Annotated in this window: 14 protein-coding genes and 1 tRNA gene; 10 read left to right on the top strand and 5 right to left on the bottom strand. The window is 73.1% G+C overall.

Annotation, left to right across the window (positions count from 1 at the left end):
* Position 1: 1 nt before the first annotated feature.
* Positions 2 to 1546: an amino acid permease gene (locus GGG17_RS11730; RefSeq protein ID WP_154593883.1), complete on the bottom strand. Its 1545-nt coding sequence runs from the start codon at positions 1544 to 1546 to the stop codon at positions 2 to 4.
* Positions 1547 to 1845: 299 nt separating this feature from the next.
* Between GGG17_RS11730 and GGG17_RS11725 the strand changes: the two genes are divergently transcribed.
* From GGG17_RS11725 to GGG17_RS11700, 6 genes are all read left to right on the top strand, one after another.
* A complete protein-coding gene (locus tag GGG17_RS11725) occupies positions 1846 to 2964 on the top strand; it encodes an energy-coupling factor ABC transporter permease (RefSeq protein ID WP_154593882.1) in 1119 nt (372 codons plus the stop codon).
* On the top strand, positions 2957 to 3790 hold the full coding sequence (cbiQ, locus tag GGG17_RS11720) for a cobalt ECF transporter T component CbiQ (protein WP_154593881.1): 834 nt from the start codon (positions 2957 to 2959) through the stop codon (positions 3788 to 3790). Before GGG17_RS11725 ends, cbiQ begins: the two co-directional genes overlap by 8 nt.
* Positions 3772 to 4554, top strand: coding sequence for an energy-coupling factor ABC transporter ATP-binding protein (locus GGG17_RS11715; RefSeq protein WP_154593880.1), 783 nt, complete (start codon positions 3772 to 3774; stop codon positions 4552 to 4554). The genes cbiQ and GGG17_RS11715 overlap by 19 nt, the downstream gene beginning before the upstream one ends.
* A 332-nt stretch (positions 4555 to 4886) precedes the next feature.
* Positions 4887 to 6515, top strand: coding sequence for a Re/Si-specific NAD(P)(+) transhydrogenase subunit alpha (locus GGG17_RS11710; protein ID WP_154593879.1), 1629 nt, complete (start codon positions 4887 to 4889; stop codon positions 6513 to 6515).
* Between the two features lie 6 nt (positions 6516 to 6521).
* Complete coding sequence (gene pntB, locus GGG17_RS11705) at positions 6522 to 7919, top strand: Re/Si-specific NAD(P)(+) transhydrogenase subunit beta (RefSeq protein WP_154593878.1); 1398 nt, start codon at positions 6522 to 6524, stop codon at positions 7917 to 7919.
* A gap of 173 nt (positions 7920 to 8092) precedes the next feature.
* Positions 8093 to 8962 carry a putative endonuclease domain-containing protein gene (locus GGG17_RS11700; RefSeq protein WP_154593877.1) on the top strand — a complete coding sequence of 290 codons (870 nt, stop codon included), beginning with the start codon at positions 8093 to 8095 and terminating at the stop codon, positions 8960 to 8962.
* A gap of 42 nt (positions 8963 to 9004) precedes the next feature.
* On the opposite strand, the gene GGG17_RS16570 is transcribed toward GGG17_RS11700, so the two are convergent.
* From GGG17_RS16570 to upp, 3 genes are all read right to left on the bottom strand, one after another.
* Positions 9005 to 10000, bottom strand: a complete 996-nt coding sequence (locus GGG17_RS16570; RefSeq protein ID WP_230082910.1) for a PH domain-containing protein — start codon at positions 9998 to 10000, stop codon at positions 9005 to 9007.
* 15 nt (positions 10001 to 10015) lie between these two features.
* Positions 10016 to 10186: a hypothetical protein gene (locus GGG17_RS11690; RefSeq protein WP_154593876.1), complete on the bottom strand. Its 171-nt coding sequence runs from the start codon at positions 10184 to 10186 to the stop codon at positions 10016 to 10018.
* Between the two features lie 206 nt (positions 10187 to 10392).
* Entirely contained in the window at positions 10393 to 11031 is a 639-nt protein-coding gene (gene upp / locus GGG17_RS11685) for a uracil phosphoribosyltransferase (RefSeq protein WP_154593875.1), read from the bottom strand.
* Between the two features lie 97 nt (positions 11032 to 11128).
* Between upp and GGG17_RS11680 the strand changes: the two genes are divergently transcribed.
* Both GGG17_RS11680 and GGG17_RS11675 read left to right on the top strand, forming a co-directional pair.
* Positions 11129 to 11560, top strand: coding sequence for a nucleoside deaminase (locus GGG17_RS11680; RefSeq protein WP_154593969.1), 432 nt, complete (start codon positions 11129 to 11131; stop codon positions 11558 to 11560).
* 10 nt (positions 11561 to 11570) lie between these two features.
* A tRNA-Ser gene (locus GGG17_RS11675) sits at positions 11571 to 11660 on the top strand.
* A gap of 419 nt (positions 11661 to 12079) precedes the next feature.
* On the opposite strand, the gene GGG17_RS11670 is transcribed toward GGG17_RS11675, so the two are convergent.
* On the bottom strand, positions 12080 to 14188 hold the full coding sequence (locus GGG17_RS11670; protein WP_154593874.1) for a hypothetical protein: 2109 nt from the start codon (positions 14186 to 14188) through the stop codon (positions 12080 to 12082).
* Between the two features lie 66 nt (positions 14189 to 14254).
* Here GGG17_RS11670 and GGG17_RS11665 point away from each other — a divergent pair, with 66 nt between their 5' ends.
* Both GGG17_RS11665 and GGG17_RS11660 read left to right on the top strand, forming a co-directional pair.
* Positions 14255 to 15049, top strand: a complete 795-nt coding sequence (locus GGG17_RS11665; protein WP_154593873.1) for an enoyl-CoA hydratase/isomerase family protein — start codon at positions 14255 to 14257, stop codon at positions 15047 to 15049.
* Between the two features lie 143 nt (positions 15050 to 15192).
* Entirely contained in the window at positions 15193 to 17040 is a 1848-nt protein-coding gene (locus GGG17_RS11660) for a S8 family serine peptidase (protein WP_154593872.1), read from the top strand.
* The last annotated feature ends 64 nt before the right edge of the window (positions 17041 to 17104 follow it).

Raw genomic sequence — 17104 nt, 5'->3', positions numbered from 1 at the left:
TTCAGGCGTCGTGGCGGGTCGAGCCGTTGGCGTCAAAGCTGCCGCCGGCCGCGGGGTTGCCGATGTGCTCGTAGGGCGTGGCGGCGTGCCCCTGGACGTTCAGCCGGGAGTGGGTCCGCGAGTACATGAAGTAGATCGCGAAGCCCAGCGCCATCCAGATCAGGAAGCGGATCCAGGTGTCGAGCGGGAGGTTGAGCATGAGGTAGAGGGAGACCAGGGCGGCGAGCCAAGGCAGCACCGGGGAGCCGGGCACCTTGAAGGACCGCTGCAGGTCGGGGCGCCGCTTGCGCAGGATCGGCACCGCGACCGAGACGAGGACGAACGCCGACAGAGTGCCGATGTTGACCATCTCCTCGAGCTTGCCGATCGGGGTGAGGGAGGCCACGAGGGCGACCAGCGTGCCGACGATCAAGGTGATGCGCACCGGGGTGCCGGTCCTGGGGTGGGTGCGGCCCAGCCACGGCGGCAGCAGCCAGTCGCGGGACATGGCGAAGACGACGCGCGTCGCGCCGATCATCAGGGTCATGACGACGGTGAACAGGCCGGCGACGGCGCCCGCCGAGATGAGGGTGGACGCCCAGCCCTGGCCGACGCTCTCGAAGGCCGCGGCCAGTGCGGCCTTGGGGTTGATCTTGTCGTAGTGCACCATGCCCGTGATGACGAGCGAGACCGCGATGTAGAGGATCGTGCAGATGATCAGCGAGGCGATGATGCCGATCGGCAGGTCGCGCTGCGGGTTGCGGGCCTCCTCGGCCGTGGTCGCCACGACGTCGAAGCCGATGTAGGCGAAGAACACGAGCGAGGCGCCGGCGAGGATGCCTCCCCAGCCGTAGGTCGTCGGGTTGAGGCCGAAGATGGTCTGCAGCAGCGGGGCGTGCATGATGCCGGCGTTGGACGCGGCCGGGGCGATCGCGTCGGGGATGAACGGGGTGTAGTTCTCCGTCTGGATGAAGCGCATCCCGGCGACGATGACGAACAGCACCACGAAGAGCTTGAGGGCGACGAAGATCAGGTTGACCCGCATCGACTCCTTGATGCCGTAGGCGATCAGCGCGGTGATGACCGCGACCAGCAGGAACGCAGGCAGGTCGAAGGCGGCCCCCGGCGACACCGACGCGGGGAAGGTGATGCCGAGGTGGCCGAGGAACACGACGAAGTACTGCGACCAGCCCTGGGCGACGACGGAGGCGCCGAGCATCATCTCGAGCAGGAGGTCCCAGCCGATGATCCAGGCGACCAGCTCGCCGAGGGTCGCGTAGGAGAAGGTGTAGGCCGAGCCGGACACCGGGACCGTGGACGCGAACTCGGCGTAGCACAGCGCCGCGAGGCCGCAGGCGAACGCCGCGATGACGAACGAGATGACGATGGCCGGGCCGGCGTACTGGGCGGCGGCGCGACCGGTGAGGGTGAAGATGCCGGCCCCGATGATGACCCCGATGCCGAAGACCGTGAGGTCGACCGCCGTCAGGTTCTTCTTGAGCTGGTACTCCTCCTCGACGGTCTCGGCGATGGACGCCTCGATCGATTTGGTGCGGAACAGGCTCATCTGGTCAACTCCTCGGGGGTGGGGCGCGGCACGCTGGGTGTGGCCGTGAAGGCCACTGCGCGCCATAGCGTGCACCCGCACGAGGGCCGCTGGGAAGGGCGCCAGCGTGGACCGTGACCGGATCGTGCCGCCCACCGTCCGCATACTGGTCAGTATGCCGTCGTCGCCGGTGAGGGCCAGGTGCGCCGGCGCAGGAGGGTGTGTGCCGCCGCCCCCTCGCTACGGCGGCACACCGGTTGCCACCCCATCACGGCAAGGGCCGTATTGCAATGCCTTCGCAACAGGGAAATGATGGCGTCATGCACATCCCCGACGGGTTCCTCGACGCTCCCACGTCCATCGGCACCGGCCTGCTGGCGGTGGGCGCCACCGCCCTGTCACTGCGCCAGGCGCGTCGCGAGCTCGGCGAGACCGGCCCCGTGCTCGCGGGGCTGGTGGCCTGCTTCATCTTCGCCGTGCAGATGGTCAACTTCCCCGTGGGGGCGGGCACGAGCGGCCACCTGCTCGGGGGAGCGCTCGCCGCGGTGCTCGTGGGTCCCTGGACCGGGGTGCTCGTCATGACGACGGTCCTGATGGTCCAGGCGCTCGTCTTCGCCGACGGCGGGCTGACCGCCCTCGGCGCCAACGTCACCGTCATGGGCGTGGTCGGCGTCGTCGTCGGATCGCTGGTCGTGCGCGGCGTCCTCGCCGTGCTGCCGCGTCGCCCCGCCTCGGTCGTGCCGGCCGCGGCGCTGGGGGGCCTGCTGTCCGTCCCGGCGGCGGCCCTCGCCTTCGTCGTGCTGTATGCCGTCGGCGGCACCGCCCCCATCCCGCTCGGCACCCTCACGACCGCGATGCTCGGCTGGCACCTGGTCATCGGCGTCGGCGAGGCCGTGATCACGGCGGCCGTCGTGTCCGCCGTCGTCGCCTCGCGCCCCGACCTCGTGCACGTCGCCCGCCACCTCGTGCCGGACCTCCAGCTGGTGGACCGGGACGGGCACCGCACGACCGTGCGGGCCGACGCACCCGTGGGTCGCGGCCGGGCCCGGGTCACCCCGGGCTTCGCCGGCGGGCTCCTCGCCACGTCCCTGCTGGTCGGCGGCGGGCTCAGCCTCCTCGCGAGCAGCCACCCCGACGGCCTGGAGTACGTCGGTGAGCGCCTCGGCTTCGGCGCGTCCGCGATGGACTCGGCCGCGGCCTCGTCGCCGCTCGCGGACTACTCCCTCTCGTTGCTGGGTCACGGCGCCGTCGCCGCGATCGCCGCCGGCGTCATCGGCGTCCTGCTCACCCTGGCGGTGGGCGTGCTCCTCTCGTCCCTGGCGGCCAGGGCCACCAGGGGCTCCCGGTCGTCGCGCGCCGTGGAACCCCACGCCTCCGGGGAGGCGGGCGACCACCGGCGCAGGCCGGCGGAGGTCGGGGCGACCCGTCGCGATGGCTGACGCGCCAAGGCTGCTCACGGAGCGCCCGCTCCTGGGGCACGAGCACGGCCACCAGCACGGTGGCGGCGCCCCCGAGGAGGGGCTCGTCATACCCCGCGACAGCGTCGTCCACCACCTGCCGCCGCAGGTCAAGCTGGTCTGCCTGCTGGCGTTCATGGTCGCCGTGGTCGCGGTGCCGACCGGCGCCTGGGTCCTGCTGGGGCTGGACGCGCTGCTGCTCGTCGCCGTCGTGGCGGCCTCCCGGCTGCCGTGGTCGCACGTGCTGCGGCGGCTCGCGGTCGAGGCGCCGTTCGTGGTCTTCGCCCTGGTGACGCCCTTCGTGGCGACGGGCCCCCGCGTCGAGGTGCTCGGCCTGTCCGTGTCGCAGCCGGGCCTGGTGGCGGCCGGCACCATGCTCGCCAAGGCCACCCTGGGCGTCCTCGCGGCCGTGGTCCTCGCCTCGAGCACGGCCCCCCGCGAGCTCGTCGCCGGGCTCGAGCGGCTGCGCCTGCCGGCAGCGTTCGTGGCCATCCTGACGTTCATGGTGCGCTACCTCGGCGTCATCACGGCCGACCTGCACCGCATGCGGGTGGCCCGCGAGTCTCGCGGCTTCACCGGAGGGCGGGCCGGGCACCTCGCCGCCGTCGCCGGCGGGGCGGGGGCGTTGTTCGTGCGGTCCTACGAGCGCGGCGAGCGGGTCCACCAGGCGATGCTGGCGCGGGGCTACACCGGGCGGCTCCCGGCGGCAGCGTCGTCGCGCCCCGCGTCCGCGGCCGAGTGGCTGACCGGCGCGGCCCTGCCCCTCGCCGCCGCCGTACTCTTGGCCGGATGGCACCTGCTCCCGTGACCCGACCACCCGCGCTCGACGTGCAGCGACTGGCCTTCGCCTACCCGGACGGGCGGCAGGTGCTCTACGGCGTGGACCTGCAGGTCGAGGCGGCCGAGCGGGTAGCCGTCCTCGGCCCCAACGGCGCCGGCAAGACCACCCTGCTCCTGCACCTCAACGGCATCCTCGGCTCCGTCAGCGGAGGCACCGGCGCCGGCAGCGTCGCCGTGGGGGGCATCCCGCTGCGGCGCGACACCCTCGGCGACGTGCGACGACGGGTCGGCATCGTCTTTCAGGACCCCGACGACCAGCTCTTCATGCCCACGGTCGGCGACGACGTGGCCTTCGGCCCGCACAACCTCGGCCTGCGCGGCCCCGCCCTCGACGAGCGCGTCCGCCGGTCCCTGGACCTGGTCGGGATGGGGGACGTCATCGACCGCCCGCCCCACCACCTGTCCTTCGGCCAGCGCCGCCGTGTGGCCGTGGCCACCGTGCTCGCCATGGAGCCCGACGTCCTCGTCCTCGACGAGCCGTCCTCCAACCTCGACCCCGCGAGCCGTCGGGAGCTCGCCGACATCCTCACCTCGCTCGACGTCGCGATCCTGATGGTCACCCACGACCTGCCCTACGCCCTGCAGCTGTGCCCGCGCGCCGTGCTGCTCGACGAGGGCCGCATCGTGGCCGACGGGCGCACCCGTGACCTGCTGGCCGACGACGGGCTGATGCGGGCGCACCGCCTCGAGCTGCCCTACGGCTTCGACCCCCTGTCGGTGCCCGGCGCCTGAGCCTCCGGCATACGGGCCTCGGGCATACGGGCCTCCGGCATACGGGCCGTCGCCAGGACGCAGGAGGAGGCCTCCCGCCATCGCTCGTGACACCCCCGAAGGGCCACGAGCCCCCTGATCGCAGGTGGGAGGCCTCCACGAGTGACGCTACCAACCCCGGTGGGGCTCGACCCAGACGTGTGCCGCCACACGGCACAGCCCGGCACTCAGGGTGGTGAACGGTCGCACACCGCGACCGGGTGACGCAGCTCCCGCACGGCGACGGGGGGCGGTGGCAACCGGCGCGCAGCATGGCCATACAGTGAAGCCACCCACGGCGGAAGGCTCCACCCATGCAGATCGGTGTCCCCCTCGAGACGCTCCCCGGCGAGACCCGCGTCGCCGCCACCCCCACCAGCGTCGCTCAGCTCGTCCGGCTCGGCTACGAGATCGTCGTCGAGTCCGGGGCCGGCGCGGCCGCCAGCCTGCCGGACGCTGCGTATGCCGACGCCGGCGCCACCGTCGTCGACCGCGAGACGGCCTGGGCCGCCGACATGATCTACAAGGTCAACCCGCCCGGCGAGGACGAGCTCCCGCTCCTGCGGGAGGGCGCGACCCTCGTCAGCCTCGTGCAGCCCGCCCTGCGACCCGAGCTGGTCGAGCGACTCGCGGCGCACCGCCTGACGGTCCTCGCGACCGACGCCGTGCCCCGCATCTCGCGGGCGCAGTCGCTGGACGTGCTGAGCTCGATGGCCAACATCGCGGGCTACCGCGCGGTGGTGGAGGCGGCGCACGAGTTCGGGCGCTTCTTCACCGGCCAGGTCACGGCCGCCGGCAAGGTCCCGCCCGCGACCGTGCTCGTCGCCGGCGCCGGGGTGGCCGGGTTGGCCGCCATCGGCACCGCGGGCGCCCTCGGCGCCGTGGTCAAGGCCACCGACGCCCGCCCCGAGGTCGCCGAGCAGGTCGAGTCGATGGGCGCTCAGTTCCTCGCCGTCGACGTCGAGCAGGAGGTGTCGACCGACGGCTACGCGCACGGCACGTCCGCGGCCTACGACCAGGCCGCCGCGCGGATGTACGCCGAGAACGTCCCCCAGGCCGACATCGTCATCACCACCGCCCTGATCCCGGGCCGACCCGCACCCCGGCTCATCACCGCGGCGATGGTCGCCGCGATGCGTCCCGGCTCCGTCATCGTCGACATGGCAGCGGCCACCGGCGGCAACGTCGAGGGCAGCGTCCCCGACCAGCGCGTCGTCACCGACAACGGCGTCGTCATCCTCGGCTACACCGACCTGCCCGCCCGCCTGCCCGGCCAGGCCTCACAGCTCTACGCGACCAACCTCGTCAACCTCACCACGCTCATCACCCCCGGCAAGGACGGCCAGGTCGTCCTCGACCTGGAGGACGTCGTGCAACGCGGCATGACTGTGGTGCTGCAGGGCGAGACGCTCTGGCCCCCACCACCGATCCAGGTGTCGGCGGCGCCCCCACCGGACGCCGCGGCCACCAGCGGGTCCGCCGTGGGCGGGGGTGCGACGGGCGCGGGCGCGACGGCTGCGGGCGGGGGTGCGAGGACCGCGCGCCCCGGCCCTGGGGTGACCGGCGCCGAGCCGGCGACCCCGCACGGCGGCGGGCGGCCGGCATACGGCCGGGGTCTGCTGCTCTCGCTCGGGGTGGTCGCGTTCCTGCTGCTGGCCGCGTTCTCGCCGTCCGCGTTCCTCGGCCACTTCATGGTGTTCATGCTGGCGTGCGTGGTCGGCTACTACGTGATCGGCAACGTCCACCACGCCCTGCACACCCCGCTGATGTCGGTGACCAACGCCATCAGCGGCATCATCATCGTCGGCGCGCTCGCCCAGCTCGGGCGCGGGCACCTCGCCGTCGACGTCCTCGCGTTCGCCGCCGTCCTGGTCGCCAGCATCAACATCTTCGGCGGCTTCACGGTGACCCAGCGCATGCTCGCGATGTTCCGGAAGGGCTGACCGCCGATGACCGCCGCCCTGTCCTACGCCGCCCAGATCGTCGCCGGCCTGCTGTTCATCCTGGCCCTCGCCGGGCTGTCCAAGCACGAGTCCGCCCGCCGGGGCAACGCCTTCGGCATCGTCGGGATGGCCCTGGCGCTGCTGGCCACGATCGCCCTGGTCGTCACCCTCAACGGCCTCGACGCCCTGCTCCTGCTGCTCGTGGCCATGATCGTCGGCGGCGCCATCGGCGTGCACCGCGCCCAGCGCGTCGAGATGACCGGCATGCCCGAGCTGATCGCGCTGCTCCACAGCTTCGTCGGTCTGGCGGCGGTGCTCGTGGGCCTCAACTCGTGGATCGAGGTGACCTCGAGCGGCGCCGGGCACCTCGACGTGCTCGAACGCATCCACAACGGCGAGGTCTTCCTCGGCATCTTCATCGGCGCGGTGACGCTGACCGGCTCGATCGTGGCCTTCCTCAAGCTGTCGGGCAGGACGAGGTCGGCGCCGCTGATGCTCCCTCACCGCAACGTCGTCAACCTCGCGGCGCTGGTGGTGTCGCTCGGGCTGATGGTGTGGTTCGTGCCGACGGGCAGCGGGATCCCCCTGGTGCTGATGACTGTGATCGCGCTCGCGCTCGGTTGGCACCTCGTCGCCTCGATCGGCGGCGGCGACATGCCCGTGGTCGTGTCGATGCTCAACAGCTACAGCGGATGGGCCGCCGCCGCAGCGGGATTCATGCTGAGCAATGACCTGCTGATCATCACCGGCGCGCTGGTCGGCTCGTCCGGCGCCTACCTGTCGTACATCATGTGCAAGGCCATGAATCGGTCCTTCCTGTCCGTCATCGCCGGCGGCTTCGGCTCGGACGGCGCGGTGACGGGGGAGGCGCGCGACTACGGCGAGCACCGCGAGACCTCAGCCGAGGAGGTGGCCGCGCTGCTGACGGAGGCCCGCTCGGTGGTCATCACCCCGGGCTACGGTATGGCGGTCGCGCAGGCGCAGCACGGCGTCGCCGACCTGGCCGCGCGGCTGCGCGAGCGCGGGGTGCAGGTGCGCTTCGGCATCCACCCGGTCGCCGGACGCCTCCCCGGGCACATGAACGTCCTGCTCGCCGAGGCCAAGGTCCCCTACGACATCGTCCTCGAGATGGACGAGATCAACGACGACCTGGCGTCCACCGATGTCGTGCTCGTGATCGGTGCCAACGACACGGTCAACCCCGCCGCCCTCGACGACCCGTCCAGCCCCATCGCCGGGATGCCGGTGCTCGAGGTGTGGCACGCGCACGACGTGATCGTGTTCAAGCGATCGATGTCGACGGGCTATGCCGGCGTCCAGAACCCTCTGTTCTTCAAGGACAACACCCGCATGCTGTTCGGCGACGCCAGGGAGCGCGTCGACGACATCCGGGGCGCCCTCTGACCTCACGCCCAGCGAGATCGATGCAGCCTCCTGGTCAGGGACCCGCATCCTGCTGCCATGCCCCCGAGATGCGACGTCCCCGCCGAGATCCTCGCGCGCGCTGCGGACCGTTCCGGTGTCGTCTCCCGACGTGAGCTCCTGGCGGCGGGCCTGACCCCACGGTCGTGGCACGCATGACGCGAGCCTGGCGACGTCTTCTCCCGGGGGTCTACTGCCTGGACCTCAGGCCCGAGGCGCCGGAGGACAGCATCTCGTTCGCCCAGCGGGCCCAGGCCGGCGTGGTGCTCGCGGGTGGTGGCGCGGTGGTCGGGGGCATGGCGGCGGCCTGTCTGCTGGGGTTGGTGGACGACCCACCCGCCGTCATCGACATCGTCCTGCCTCGACGGCGTCGGCCGGCTCCACAGCCCGGCTATCGGTTCGTGCGGGTGCGACCCGGGGTGTACGCGACCCCACTCCCGCGTGACCTGCCCACGCTGAGGATCGAGGACGTGGTGCTCGACCTCGCGGCCGCAGCCCCCCGGGACAGAGCGATCGGTCTCGTGGCCACGGCCTGCCAACGGCGCCTGACGCATCCTTGCCGCCTCGCCGATCGTCTCGCCGCGCGGACCCGGCACCCTCGACGCGCGCTCCTGCAGGGGCTCCTGGCGGACGTGGCGTCTGGGTCGACAAGCTACCTCGAGGTCGGATATCTGCGACGGGTGGAGCGAGCCCACCGTCTGCCCGCGTCAGTTCGTCAGGTCGTCGTGCCTGCGACCGGGCACCGCAGCGACGGCGCCTATCCGGACTCGCGAGTGCTGCTCGAGCTCGACGGCACGGCCTTCCACTCAGGGGCCCAGCGCCTGAGGGATGCCGAGCTGGACGCCGCCCACCTCGTCGAGGGGTGGACGACGATCCGGATCACCTATCCGATGGTGTTCGACCAGGCGTGCGCGACCGCTCGACGCGTGATGGCCGTGCATCGTGCTCGCGGCGGCCAGGGTGCGCTTGGGCGGTGCCCCGAGTGTCCTCCTGCGGGACCGGTGCAGGTTGCTGGTCAGATCTGACACCGGACCTGCACCGATGAGGGCAGGACGAGGGGGTGTGGGTCAGGAGAGGGGGTCGCCGCCGCTGCGATAGATACTGGTGCCGCTGTCGGGGCCGCGCTCCGGCTGGTTGTCGTAGCGCTCCGCGAAGCGCTCCCAGCTGCTGAGGAGCTCGCGCGCCTCGGCGTCCTGTGAGACGCGGGCGTCCACCACCGGCAGGTCGGCGGTGTCATGGCCGTCGCGCGGGCCACGGCCGGGCGCGCCGCGGCCGGCCCAGCCACGTCCATCCCGACCCCGCTCGTCGCGACCGCCGGCCCCACGCCCGGCGTCCCGCCCCGCCGCGCGGGCACGCTCCGCGTCCCGGCCCTGCTGCCAGTCCTCGTCCCAGCGGTCGCGGTCGCGGCGGGTCGGGGGTGCCACGCGCTGCATCCGCATCGGCCCGGGCTCGACCTGCACGACGTCGCGATAGAGGTCGTCCTCGTCGCGTTCGTCGGGCCAGGCGTGGGCCTCGTCGACGTCCTCGTCGACCGCGGTCACGCGCTCGCGGTCCTCGACGGCAAAGATCTCGGCGCACAGCGCGCGGTAGTTGTGGTCCGGGTTGGGCACGAAGCGGATCTCCGACAGCGCCTGCTGCTGGCCCGCCGACTCCATGACGAAGGTCCCCCAGCCGAAGATCCGACCCGCGATGGAGCGGTGGTAGCTCATGTCGGTGACCTTGCTGAGCGGCATCATCGCGACCTTCCGCACGATGAAGCCGTAGGTCAGCATCAGGCGCTTGTTGGTCGCCACCACCCACTGCTGGCGCCACTCGAAGACCATCCACACGGCCCGGGCGACGGCGGCGAACCACACCCACCACAGGACGTTGACGACGCCCCCGAGGCCAGCCGACACGTGGGTGTCGACCACGATCACGAGCACCAGGATCGCGACAGCGGTCAGGACGGGCTCGGCCACCACGACAGGGTGCTGGTGGATGGCCACGACCAGCTGCTCACCGTCGAGGACATATCGCCTGCGCACCGACGGCGGCAGGTGCGGCTCCTGCGAGGCGTCCATCGCGGGGCCCTCGGGTCACCTGTTGAGCAGCGCGTCGAAGAACCGGCCGAGGGCCTGGACCGCCTGCACCAGGATCTCCCAGACCGTGAGGACGATGTCGGCGGCGCGGTCGGGGGAGACGATGATCGCGTAGATGAGGAACGCGATCAGCAGCCACAGGAAGAACTTCTTGACCTTGGGGTTCACGGTGCGTGGCTCCTAGCTCGGGGGTGGCGCGGGGCACGGATCAGCGCCCAGTGAAGCAGCGGGCGTGCCTGCGGGGCATGGTGGCTCGCCGCAACGAGGGTTGAGGTTGGATAACGGGCGGCCACGGCGCGATCACGGCGCGATCGTGCCCACGGCCCGGGCGGCCGCGCCGCCGGCATAGGCCGGGCCGGCGGCATACGGCCCGGTCAGACGACGCCGTAGAGCCGGTCGCCGGCGTCGCCGAGGCCGGGCACGATGTAGCCCTGGTCGTTGAGGTGGTCGTCGATGGCGCCGACCACGAGGGTGACCGGGATGCCGATGTCCTTGACCGCCTCGCGGACCGTCTCGATGCCCTCCGGCGCGGCGATCAGGCAGACGGCGGTGATGTCGTCGGCGCCCAGGTCGCGCAGGAACTCGAAGGCCATGACCAGCGTGTGACCGGTCGCGAGCATCGGGTCGATGACGTAGACCTGGCGGCCGTGCAGCGAGTCGGGCAGGCGGTTGGCGTAGGCGCTGACCTCGAGCGTCTCCTCGTCGCGCACCATGCCGAGGAAGCCGACCTCGGCGCTCGGCAGCAGCCGCACCATGCCCTCGAGCATGCCGAGGCCGGCGCGCAGGATGGGGACGATGACGGGCTTGGGGTTGGCGAGCTTGATGCCCGTGGTCGGGCCCACGGGGGTCTCGATGTCGAAGGCCTCGGTGCGGACCTCCCGCGTCGCTTCGTACGCCAGCAGCGTCACGAGCTCCTCGGCCAGCCGGCGGAAGGTCGGGCTGTCCGTGCGCTTGTCGCGCAGGTAGGTGAGCTTGTGGTTGATGAGCGGGTGGTCGGCCACGTGAACCTGCATGGGGGAAACTTATCCCGTGACCGATCCCAGCGTCCCACCGGCGTCCCGGCCCGAGCCCGACGACGGCTTCCCCGTCGACCCGCGGTGGGCCGGGTGGATGGGCGAGGCGCTGGCGCTGGCGGTCGGCTGCGGGGAGGACGTGCCGGTCGGGGCCTGCCTGTATGACGAGAGCGGCGCCCTGGTCGGGCGGGGCCGCAACGAGCGCGAGCTGCGGCACGACCCCACCGCCCACGCCGAGGTGGAGGCGTTGCGCGACGCCGCCGAGACGCGGGGCTCGTGGCGGCTCGACGGCTGCACCCTCGTGGTGACCCTGGAGCCGTGCGTCATGTGCGCCGGCGCGATCGCGGCGAGCCGGGTCTCGCGGGTCGTGATGGGGGCCTGGGACGCCAAGGCGGGGGCCGTCGGGTCCGTGTGGGACATGCTGCGCGACCCGCGCGTCCTGCACCAGGTCGAGGTGGTGGGCGGCGTGCGGGAGCAGGAGTGTTCGCGCGTTCTGACCGATTTCTTCGCGCGGCGCCGCTCCGTGTAAAGTCTCCGGCGGTGGCGTGTCCGAGCGGCCGAAGGAGTACGCCTCGAAAGCGTATGAGGGTTAACGCCCTCCGTGGGTTCAAATCCCACCGCCACCGCCACAGATCCTCACCAGGACTCCACGAGGCCCCCGACCAGCTGGTCGGGGGCCTCGTCCTGCGCGGGCGGATGGGTGGGCCGCCGGTGGGTCGGGCGGCGCGTCACCCGGCCTTGGGGAAGGCCTCCGTGTCGACGTCCGCCGCAGCGGCTGCGCCATGGCGTGGGCCGTGCGCTCGTCGGCGGTCATGGGGGGCAGGTCGGAGACGGTGCGGTGGCCCAGCTTGACCATGGTCTCGTTGATGCGCTCGAGCGCCCCGTGCGGGCGAGTCGACTCTGACACGTGGGGACCTCCGTCTCGTTGCCAGGAATCCTGGCAGGGAGCCCAACAGTGACAGAGGCCACGTCGCGGGGGCCAGACCCCTTCCGCCTGGCAGAAGTCCTGGCGCGGGCGGGAGGGTGCGTGGGGGCGCGGGGAGTCGGCTCAGGCGGTGGTCGGCGGGTGCTCGGGTGGGGGCTGGGGGGCGCAGGCGGTCATGAGCACCACCAGCGGGACGATCAAGATGGTGCCCGCCGGGGGGATCGAGGTGCCCGAGTCGTTGGTGAGGAAGCCGACGATCCAGCAGAGCACGATCGCGGTGAAGCCGATGCGCAGCAGGGGGATCTGGCGCTCGAGGAGGGTCAGTGGCCGCCCGAGCGAGGAGAGAGGACGGCGCGCGGCCCACGCGGCGAGGAGCAGCAGGACGGGCACCCCGAGGTTGAGCCACTGGGAGGTCAGCATGGCCCAGTTGTTGACCACGGTGCTGCGGACGACCGTGCTGAGGTCGCCGGTCTCGATCAAGGTGGCGAGGAAGTCGCCGATGTGGCTGCGCTCGTAGCGCGGCCGCAGCATGTCGAGGGTCGCCATGACGAGCGCGGTGACCGCGCTGAGCATCGCGATCAGGGTCACGCCGCGCCAGGTGGTGCGCCGTCCCGAGGCCTTGAGCGCGAGGTAGCCGAAGCCCCAGACCAGCGCCAGGGAGCCGCCGGCCTCGTCCCCCAGGGCGTAGTGCCCGTCGACGGCGACCGTGACGATCCCGATCGCGGCGATCACCCTGGCCGCGCGACTGGGATCGCGGCGAGCAAGGCGGCCGGTGAGCAGCGAGGCGGCGAGCAGCGCGCCGCTCGCGGTGAGGGCGAAGCCCACGTTGCCGAGGCCGTGCAGCCGTCCGCCGTACACGGGCTGCAGGCCCATCATGGTCATGAGCTGCAGGTGGCCGCCGAGGACCAGGTCGACGGCGAGGACGACGGCGGTCGTGGCGGCCAGGAAGCCGGCCGGGCCGGCGCGGTGCCCGCGCCACGGCCCACGCAGCGCCACGGTGGCGAGCACCGCCGTCCACGCCAGGACGCTGAGCGTGAGGCCGAGGGTCGGGCGTGCCCACTGCCACCAGGGGACCAGCCCGACGAGGAAGGTCGACACCGGCACGGCGGCCACGGCTGCGGAGGTGACGCGCAGGGCTCGACCGGCGGCGGAGCGCCGGATCGTCTGGCCCCGGCGACGGTCGCGCTGCAGCACGCAGAGGATGACGACGATCACGGCGAGCGAGACCAGGACATAGGTCGTGAAGAACGGGCGGACGAGGTGGTGCTGCACGTCCAGGGCGCGCGCGGTGCCGGCGAGCTGCTCCCGCACGCCCGCGCCGGAGCTCCCGGGGAGGACGACGGGGATGCGCCCCTCGTAGCTCGTGCTCGGCAGCGCCGAGACCCGCGAGGTCACGAGAGCCGTGAGGTCGGTTGTGCGTAGGAGGCCGGGCTGGCGCGAGGAGGCCGAGGTGAGCCGGCCCTCCGGGATGCCGGGGCCGCGCACCAGGACCGCGCGCAGCGACTCGGGCGCCTGGTCGTCGGCGTGCCCGGTGACGACGAGGGTCGCGTCGCGCGGGAGCCGGTCGACGACCTGCGCCAGCCCGTCGTCGTCGACGCCGTCGAAGGAGACGAAGGTGATGGGGCAACGCCGCAGGTCCGCCCGGCGGGGGTCGGACTGGTAGGCCGCCACGGTGCCGTCCTCGCGCACCGCCCCGATGGCCGCTCCCGCCCCGGCCGCGGCGATGCACTGGCCGTGCTCCTGCAGCTGCCTGCCGAGCAGGCCGAGCTCGGCGGGCACGGGCTGGGCCAGCATCTCGGCCCGCCAGCGGGCGTGGTCGGGGAACCGCGCGGGTCCGCCCAGCTCGGCGAGGCCACCCGTCGGCACCGGTCGGGGGATGGGCGGGCAGGGCACGACGGGTCCGCTCGCGGGGGCCTCGGGCGTGGCGTCGTCCAGCGAGACGCGGAAGCCGGACGACAGCGTGGCCCAGACCGAGCCGGAGCAGCTGTGCCCGGCGACGGCGTGGGTGGCGATGTTGCCGATGGCCGCCCCCTCGGCCAGGCGGTCGAGCGTGGGGGTGCGGCGCTCGTCGACGTCGGCCCAGCGCAGGGTGGGCAGGGACACGACTACCAGCGGGCCCGGCTGGGCCACGGGCTCGGTGCGGGGGCGGAGCAGGGGAGCCAGGACGGTGACGAGGACGATCACCAGGATCCCGAAGGCCGTCAGGCGGAGGAAGGACCTGCGTGACGGCATCGCTCCAGGATAGGTGACCCGCCGTGGGGGTGCGCCCGGGGCACGATCCTGTGGTGGGGTGGTGCCATGACGAGCGTCGAGGGTCTGAGCACGTATGTCGACGGCGGGGTCGCCCGCCTCGTCCTGGACCGTCCCGCCAAGCGCAACGCGATGAGTCTGGCCATGTGGCAGGGCCTTCCGCAGGTGCTGGGAGCGCTGGCCCGGGACCGGGCGGTGCGCGTCGTGGTGGTCGTCGGCGCCGGGGAGCACTTCTGCGCAGGGGCCGACATCGGTGACCTGCTGACGGGTCAGGACCCGGCCGACCCGATGGCGCCGGTGCGCGAGGCGGACCTCGCGGCCCAGCGTGCCCTGCTCGACTTCCCCAGGCCGACGGTCGCCGCGGTGCGTGGCAGCTGCATCGGGGGTGGGCTGGAGATCGCCGCGTCGTGCGACCTGAGGGTGGCCGAGGAGGGTGCCAGGTTCGGCGTGACGCCCGCCCGGCTCGGCGTGGCCTACGCGCCCCTCGGCATACGGACCCTCCTGGACCTGGTCGGGCCGGCGACCACCCGGCGGCTGCTGCTGACCGCCGGCCTGGTCGACGCGGTCGAGGCCCACCGGCTCGGTCTGGTCGACGTGCTGACCGGGCCGGGTGGGCTGGACGACGCCGTCGCGGGGCTGACCGACGAGCTGTGCAGCCGCTCGCAGCTGACCATCGCGGCCGTCAAGGAGACGGTGCGGCTGCTGCTCGACGGGGAGGACCCCGAGCCGGCGGCGCGGGCGCGCTACCGCGAGGCGATCACCTCCGGGGAGCTGGCGGAGGGGGTGCTGGCGTTCAGCGAGCGGCGGGACCCGCAGTTCCCCTGGAACGCCGCCGACGCGTGAGCGGTTGGCCTGGACGGGTGAGCGGGGTGTCGCCATCCGGGTGTCTTGCTCTGGACCATCTCGCATACGCAGAGTGAGGTGAACTAACGTTCAGTGATCTCGTGGGGCTGATCCAGGGCTCCCGATCCCCAGAAGGACACCCCATGCAGACCCGTGCTCGCGTCGGCGTCGCCCTCACCGCCCTCGCCGCCCTGCTCGCCGGGGTGGGCGCACCCTCCACCGCCCACGCCCAGACCGCTCCCGCCCCCGCCGCCTCCGCCGTCTCCATCCAGACCGCCCTCCCCGCGCCGGTCTCTGCGTGGTCGGCGCCCGCGTCCGACGGCTCCCGCCCGGGATGGTCGACCCGCAACGCCTCGGTGCTGCGCGCGCCCGCCGCGGTGGTGGCCCCCGCGCTGGCGTCCGGGGCCTCCCGCCTGCGCGTGGTGACCACGCGTGTCGTCGGCGGCCAGCCGGTCGTCAGCACCGCGACGGTCCCCGCGGCCCAGGCCGTGGCGACGGTGGACCGCGCCCAGGACGCCCCTGGCGCCGTGGCCGTCTCGGTCGACACCCGCGCCCAGGCGACGGGCTACAACGACCCCATCCGACCCCAGCAGTGGTCCCTCAGCCGGCTCGGGGGCGAGACCTTCCACGGACGGGTGAGCACGGCGGGCGTCACGGTCGCGGTCGTGGACACCGGCGTCGACGGGGGCCACCCCGACCTGCGCGGCGTCCTCGTGCCCGGCGCGCAGTTCCTCGAGCCCTCCGCCGGGGGGACCGGCGGCACCGGGGCCACCGACCCAAACGGCCACGGCACCCACGTCGCGGGGATCATCGCCGCGGTGGCCGACAACCGGGTCGGCGTCGCCGGCATGGCGCCGGGCACGCGGATCATGCCCGTGCGGGTGCTTGACGGCCACGGCGAGGGCTGGACCTCCGACATCGCGCGTGGCGTCATCCACGCGGCCAACCACGGCGCCACGGTCATCAACCTCTCCCTCGGCAGCGACCAGCCCGACGTGACCCTGGACAAGGCGGTGCAGTATGCCGTGGCCAAGGGCGTCGTCGTCGTCGCGGCCGGCGGCAACGAGCGGCTCGCCGGCAACCGGGCGTCCTACCCCGCCGCCTACGCCAACGTGATCGGGGTCGCCGCCACCACGAGCAGCAGCCGGGCGGCCGCCTACTCCAACACCGGTCGCTACATCGACGTGGCCGCCCCCGGCGACGGGATCGTGTCGACCTACCCGACGCGTCTCATCCGGTCGGGCTACGCCCGGATGAGCGGCACCTCCATGGCGACGCCCCTCGTCGCCGCGACCGTCGCAGGGCTGCGGGCGGCCCGCCCCTCGCTCACGGTGGCGCAGGTCCAGTCGCTGCTGGCCAGCACGGCCACGGACCTCGGCGTCCGGGGCCGGGACGACACCTATGGGGCCGGGCTGGTGGACGCCAACCGGGCGCTGTGCACCCTCAGGGTCTGTCCCGCGGTGCTCACCTGGTCCGGGGTGAGCTCCTGGACCCCGGCCGCCGGGACGCCCGCGACCGGCGTCGTCACCGCCCGCACCGCGACCGGCGACGTGCTTGCCGGCGCGCCCGTCCGGGTCTGCTACGCCCCGGCCCACCTCGGCCGCACCACCTGCTCCGACCGGCGCAGCGACGCCGCGGGCCGGGTGGCGACGACCTTCACCGCCCGCAGCATCACGGGCGTCTCGGTGAACTACCTCGGCACCTCGGCAGCCACCGCGTCCACGACCCACGTCACCTACCAGACGCGGTCTGCGGTCACCACCCGGACCGGGCCCCGCTCCCTCGCCGTGTCGGTGGCACCGCGCCAGGCCACCGTCCTGCTGGATCGCTACGACGCCTACCGCGGGACCTGGACGCAGGTGCGGTCCGCCACCACGTCGGTGGCTGGGGCGGCGGCCTTCACCCGGCTCCCCGCCGGGACCTACCGCCTCCGGACGCCCCGCTCCAGCACGCTCGCGGCGATCGTGACCGGTGCCGTGTCCGTGCGCTGACCTCCCGGCCGCAACCGCGCCGGTATGCCGGGGCCCGGTGCCCGCCGGGGCTGCGGCATACGGC

The organism is Arsenicicoccus cauae, from assembly GCF_009707125.1.
GTDB classification, from domain to species: Bacteria; Actinomycetota; Actinomycetes; order Actinomycetales; family Dermatophilaceae; genus Arsenicicoccus; species Arsenicicoccus cauae.
Note: the sequence above shows the minus strand (reverse complement) of the source record. Positions and strands in the feature narration are given on the sequence as shown.

Excerpts from the sequence above, each read along its gene's own strand:
- GGG17_RS11730 (WP_154593883.1), bottom strand. The coding sequence starts at position 1,546 with ATGAGCCTGTTCCGCACCAAATCGATCGAGGCGTCCATCGCCGAGACC.
- GGG17_RS11725 (WP_154593882.1), top strand. The coding sequence starts at position 1,846 with ATGCACATCCCCGACGGGTTCCTCGACGCTCCCACGTCCATCGGCACC.
- cbiQ (WP_154593881.1), top strand. The coding sequence starts at position 2,957 with ATGGCTGACGCGCCAAGGCTGCTCACGGAGCGCCCGCTCCTGGGGCAC.
- GGG17_RS11715 (WP_154593880.1), top strand. The coding sequence starts at position 3,772 with ATGGCACCTGCTCCCGTGACCCGACCACCCGCGCTCGACGTGCAGCGA.
- GGG17_RS11710 (WP_154593879.1), top strand. The coding sequence starts at position 4,887 with ATGCAGATCGGTGTCCCCCTCGAGACGCTCCCCGGCGAGACCCGCGTC.
- pntB (WP_154593878.1), top strand. The coding sequence starts at position 6,522 with ATGACCGCCGCCCTGTCCTACGCCGCCCAGATCGTCGCCGGCCTGCTG.
- GGG17_RS11700 (WP_154593877.1), top strand. The coding sequence starts at position 8,093 with ATGACGCGAGCCTGGCGACGTCTTCTCCCGGGGGTCTACTGCCTGGAC.
- GGG17_RS16570 (WP_230082910.1), bottom strand. The coding sequence starts at position 10,000 with ATGGACGCCTCGCAGGAGCCGCACCTGCCGCCGTCGGTGCGCAGGCGA.
- upp (WP_154593875.1), bottom strand. The coding sequence starts at position 11,031 with ATGCAGGTTCACGTGGCCGACCACCCGCTCATCAACCACAAGCTCACC.
- GGG17_RS11680 (WP_154593969.1), top strand. The coding sequence starts at position 11,129 with ATGGGCGAGGCGCTGGCGCTGGCGGTCGGCTGCGGGGAGGACGTGCCG.
- GGG17_RS11670 (WP_154593874.1), bottom strand. The coding sequence starts at position 14,188 with ATGCCGTCACGCAGGTCCTTCCTCCGCCTGACGGCCTTCGGGATCCTG.
- GGG17_RS11665 (WP_154593873.1), top strand. The coding sequence starts at position 14,255 with ATGACGAGCGTCGAGGGTCTGAGCACGTATGTCGACGGCGGGGTCGCC.
- GGG17_RS11660 (WP_154593872.1), top strand. The coding sequence starts at position 15,193 with ATGCAGACCCGTGCTCGCGTCGGCGTCGCCCTCACCGCCCTCGCCGCC.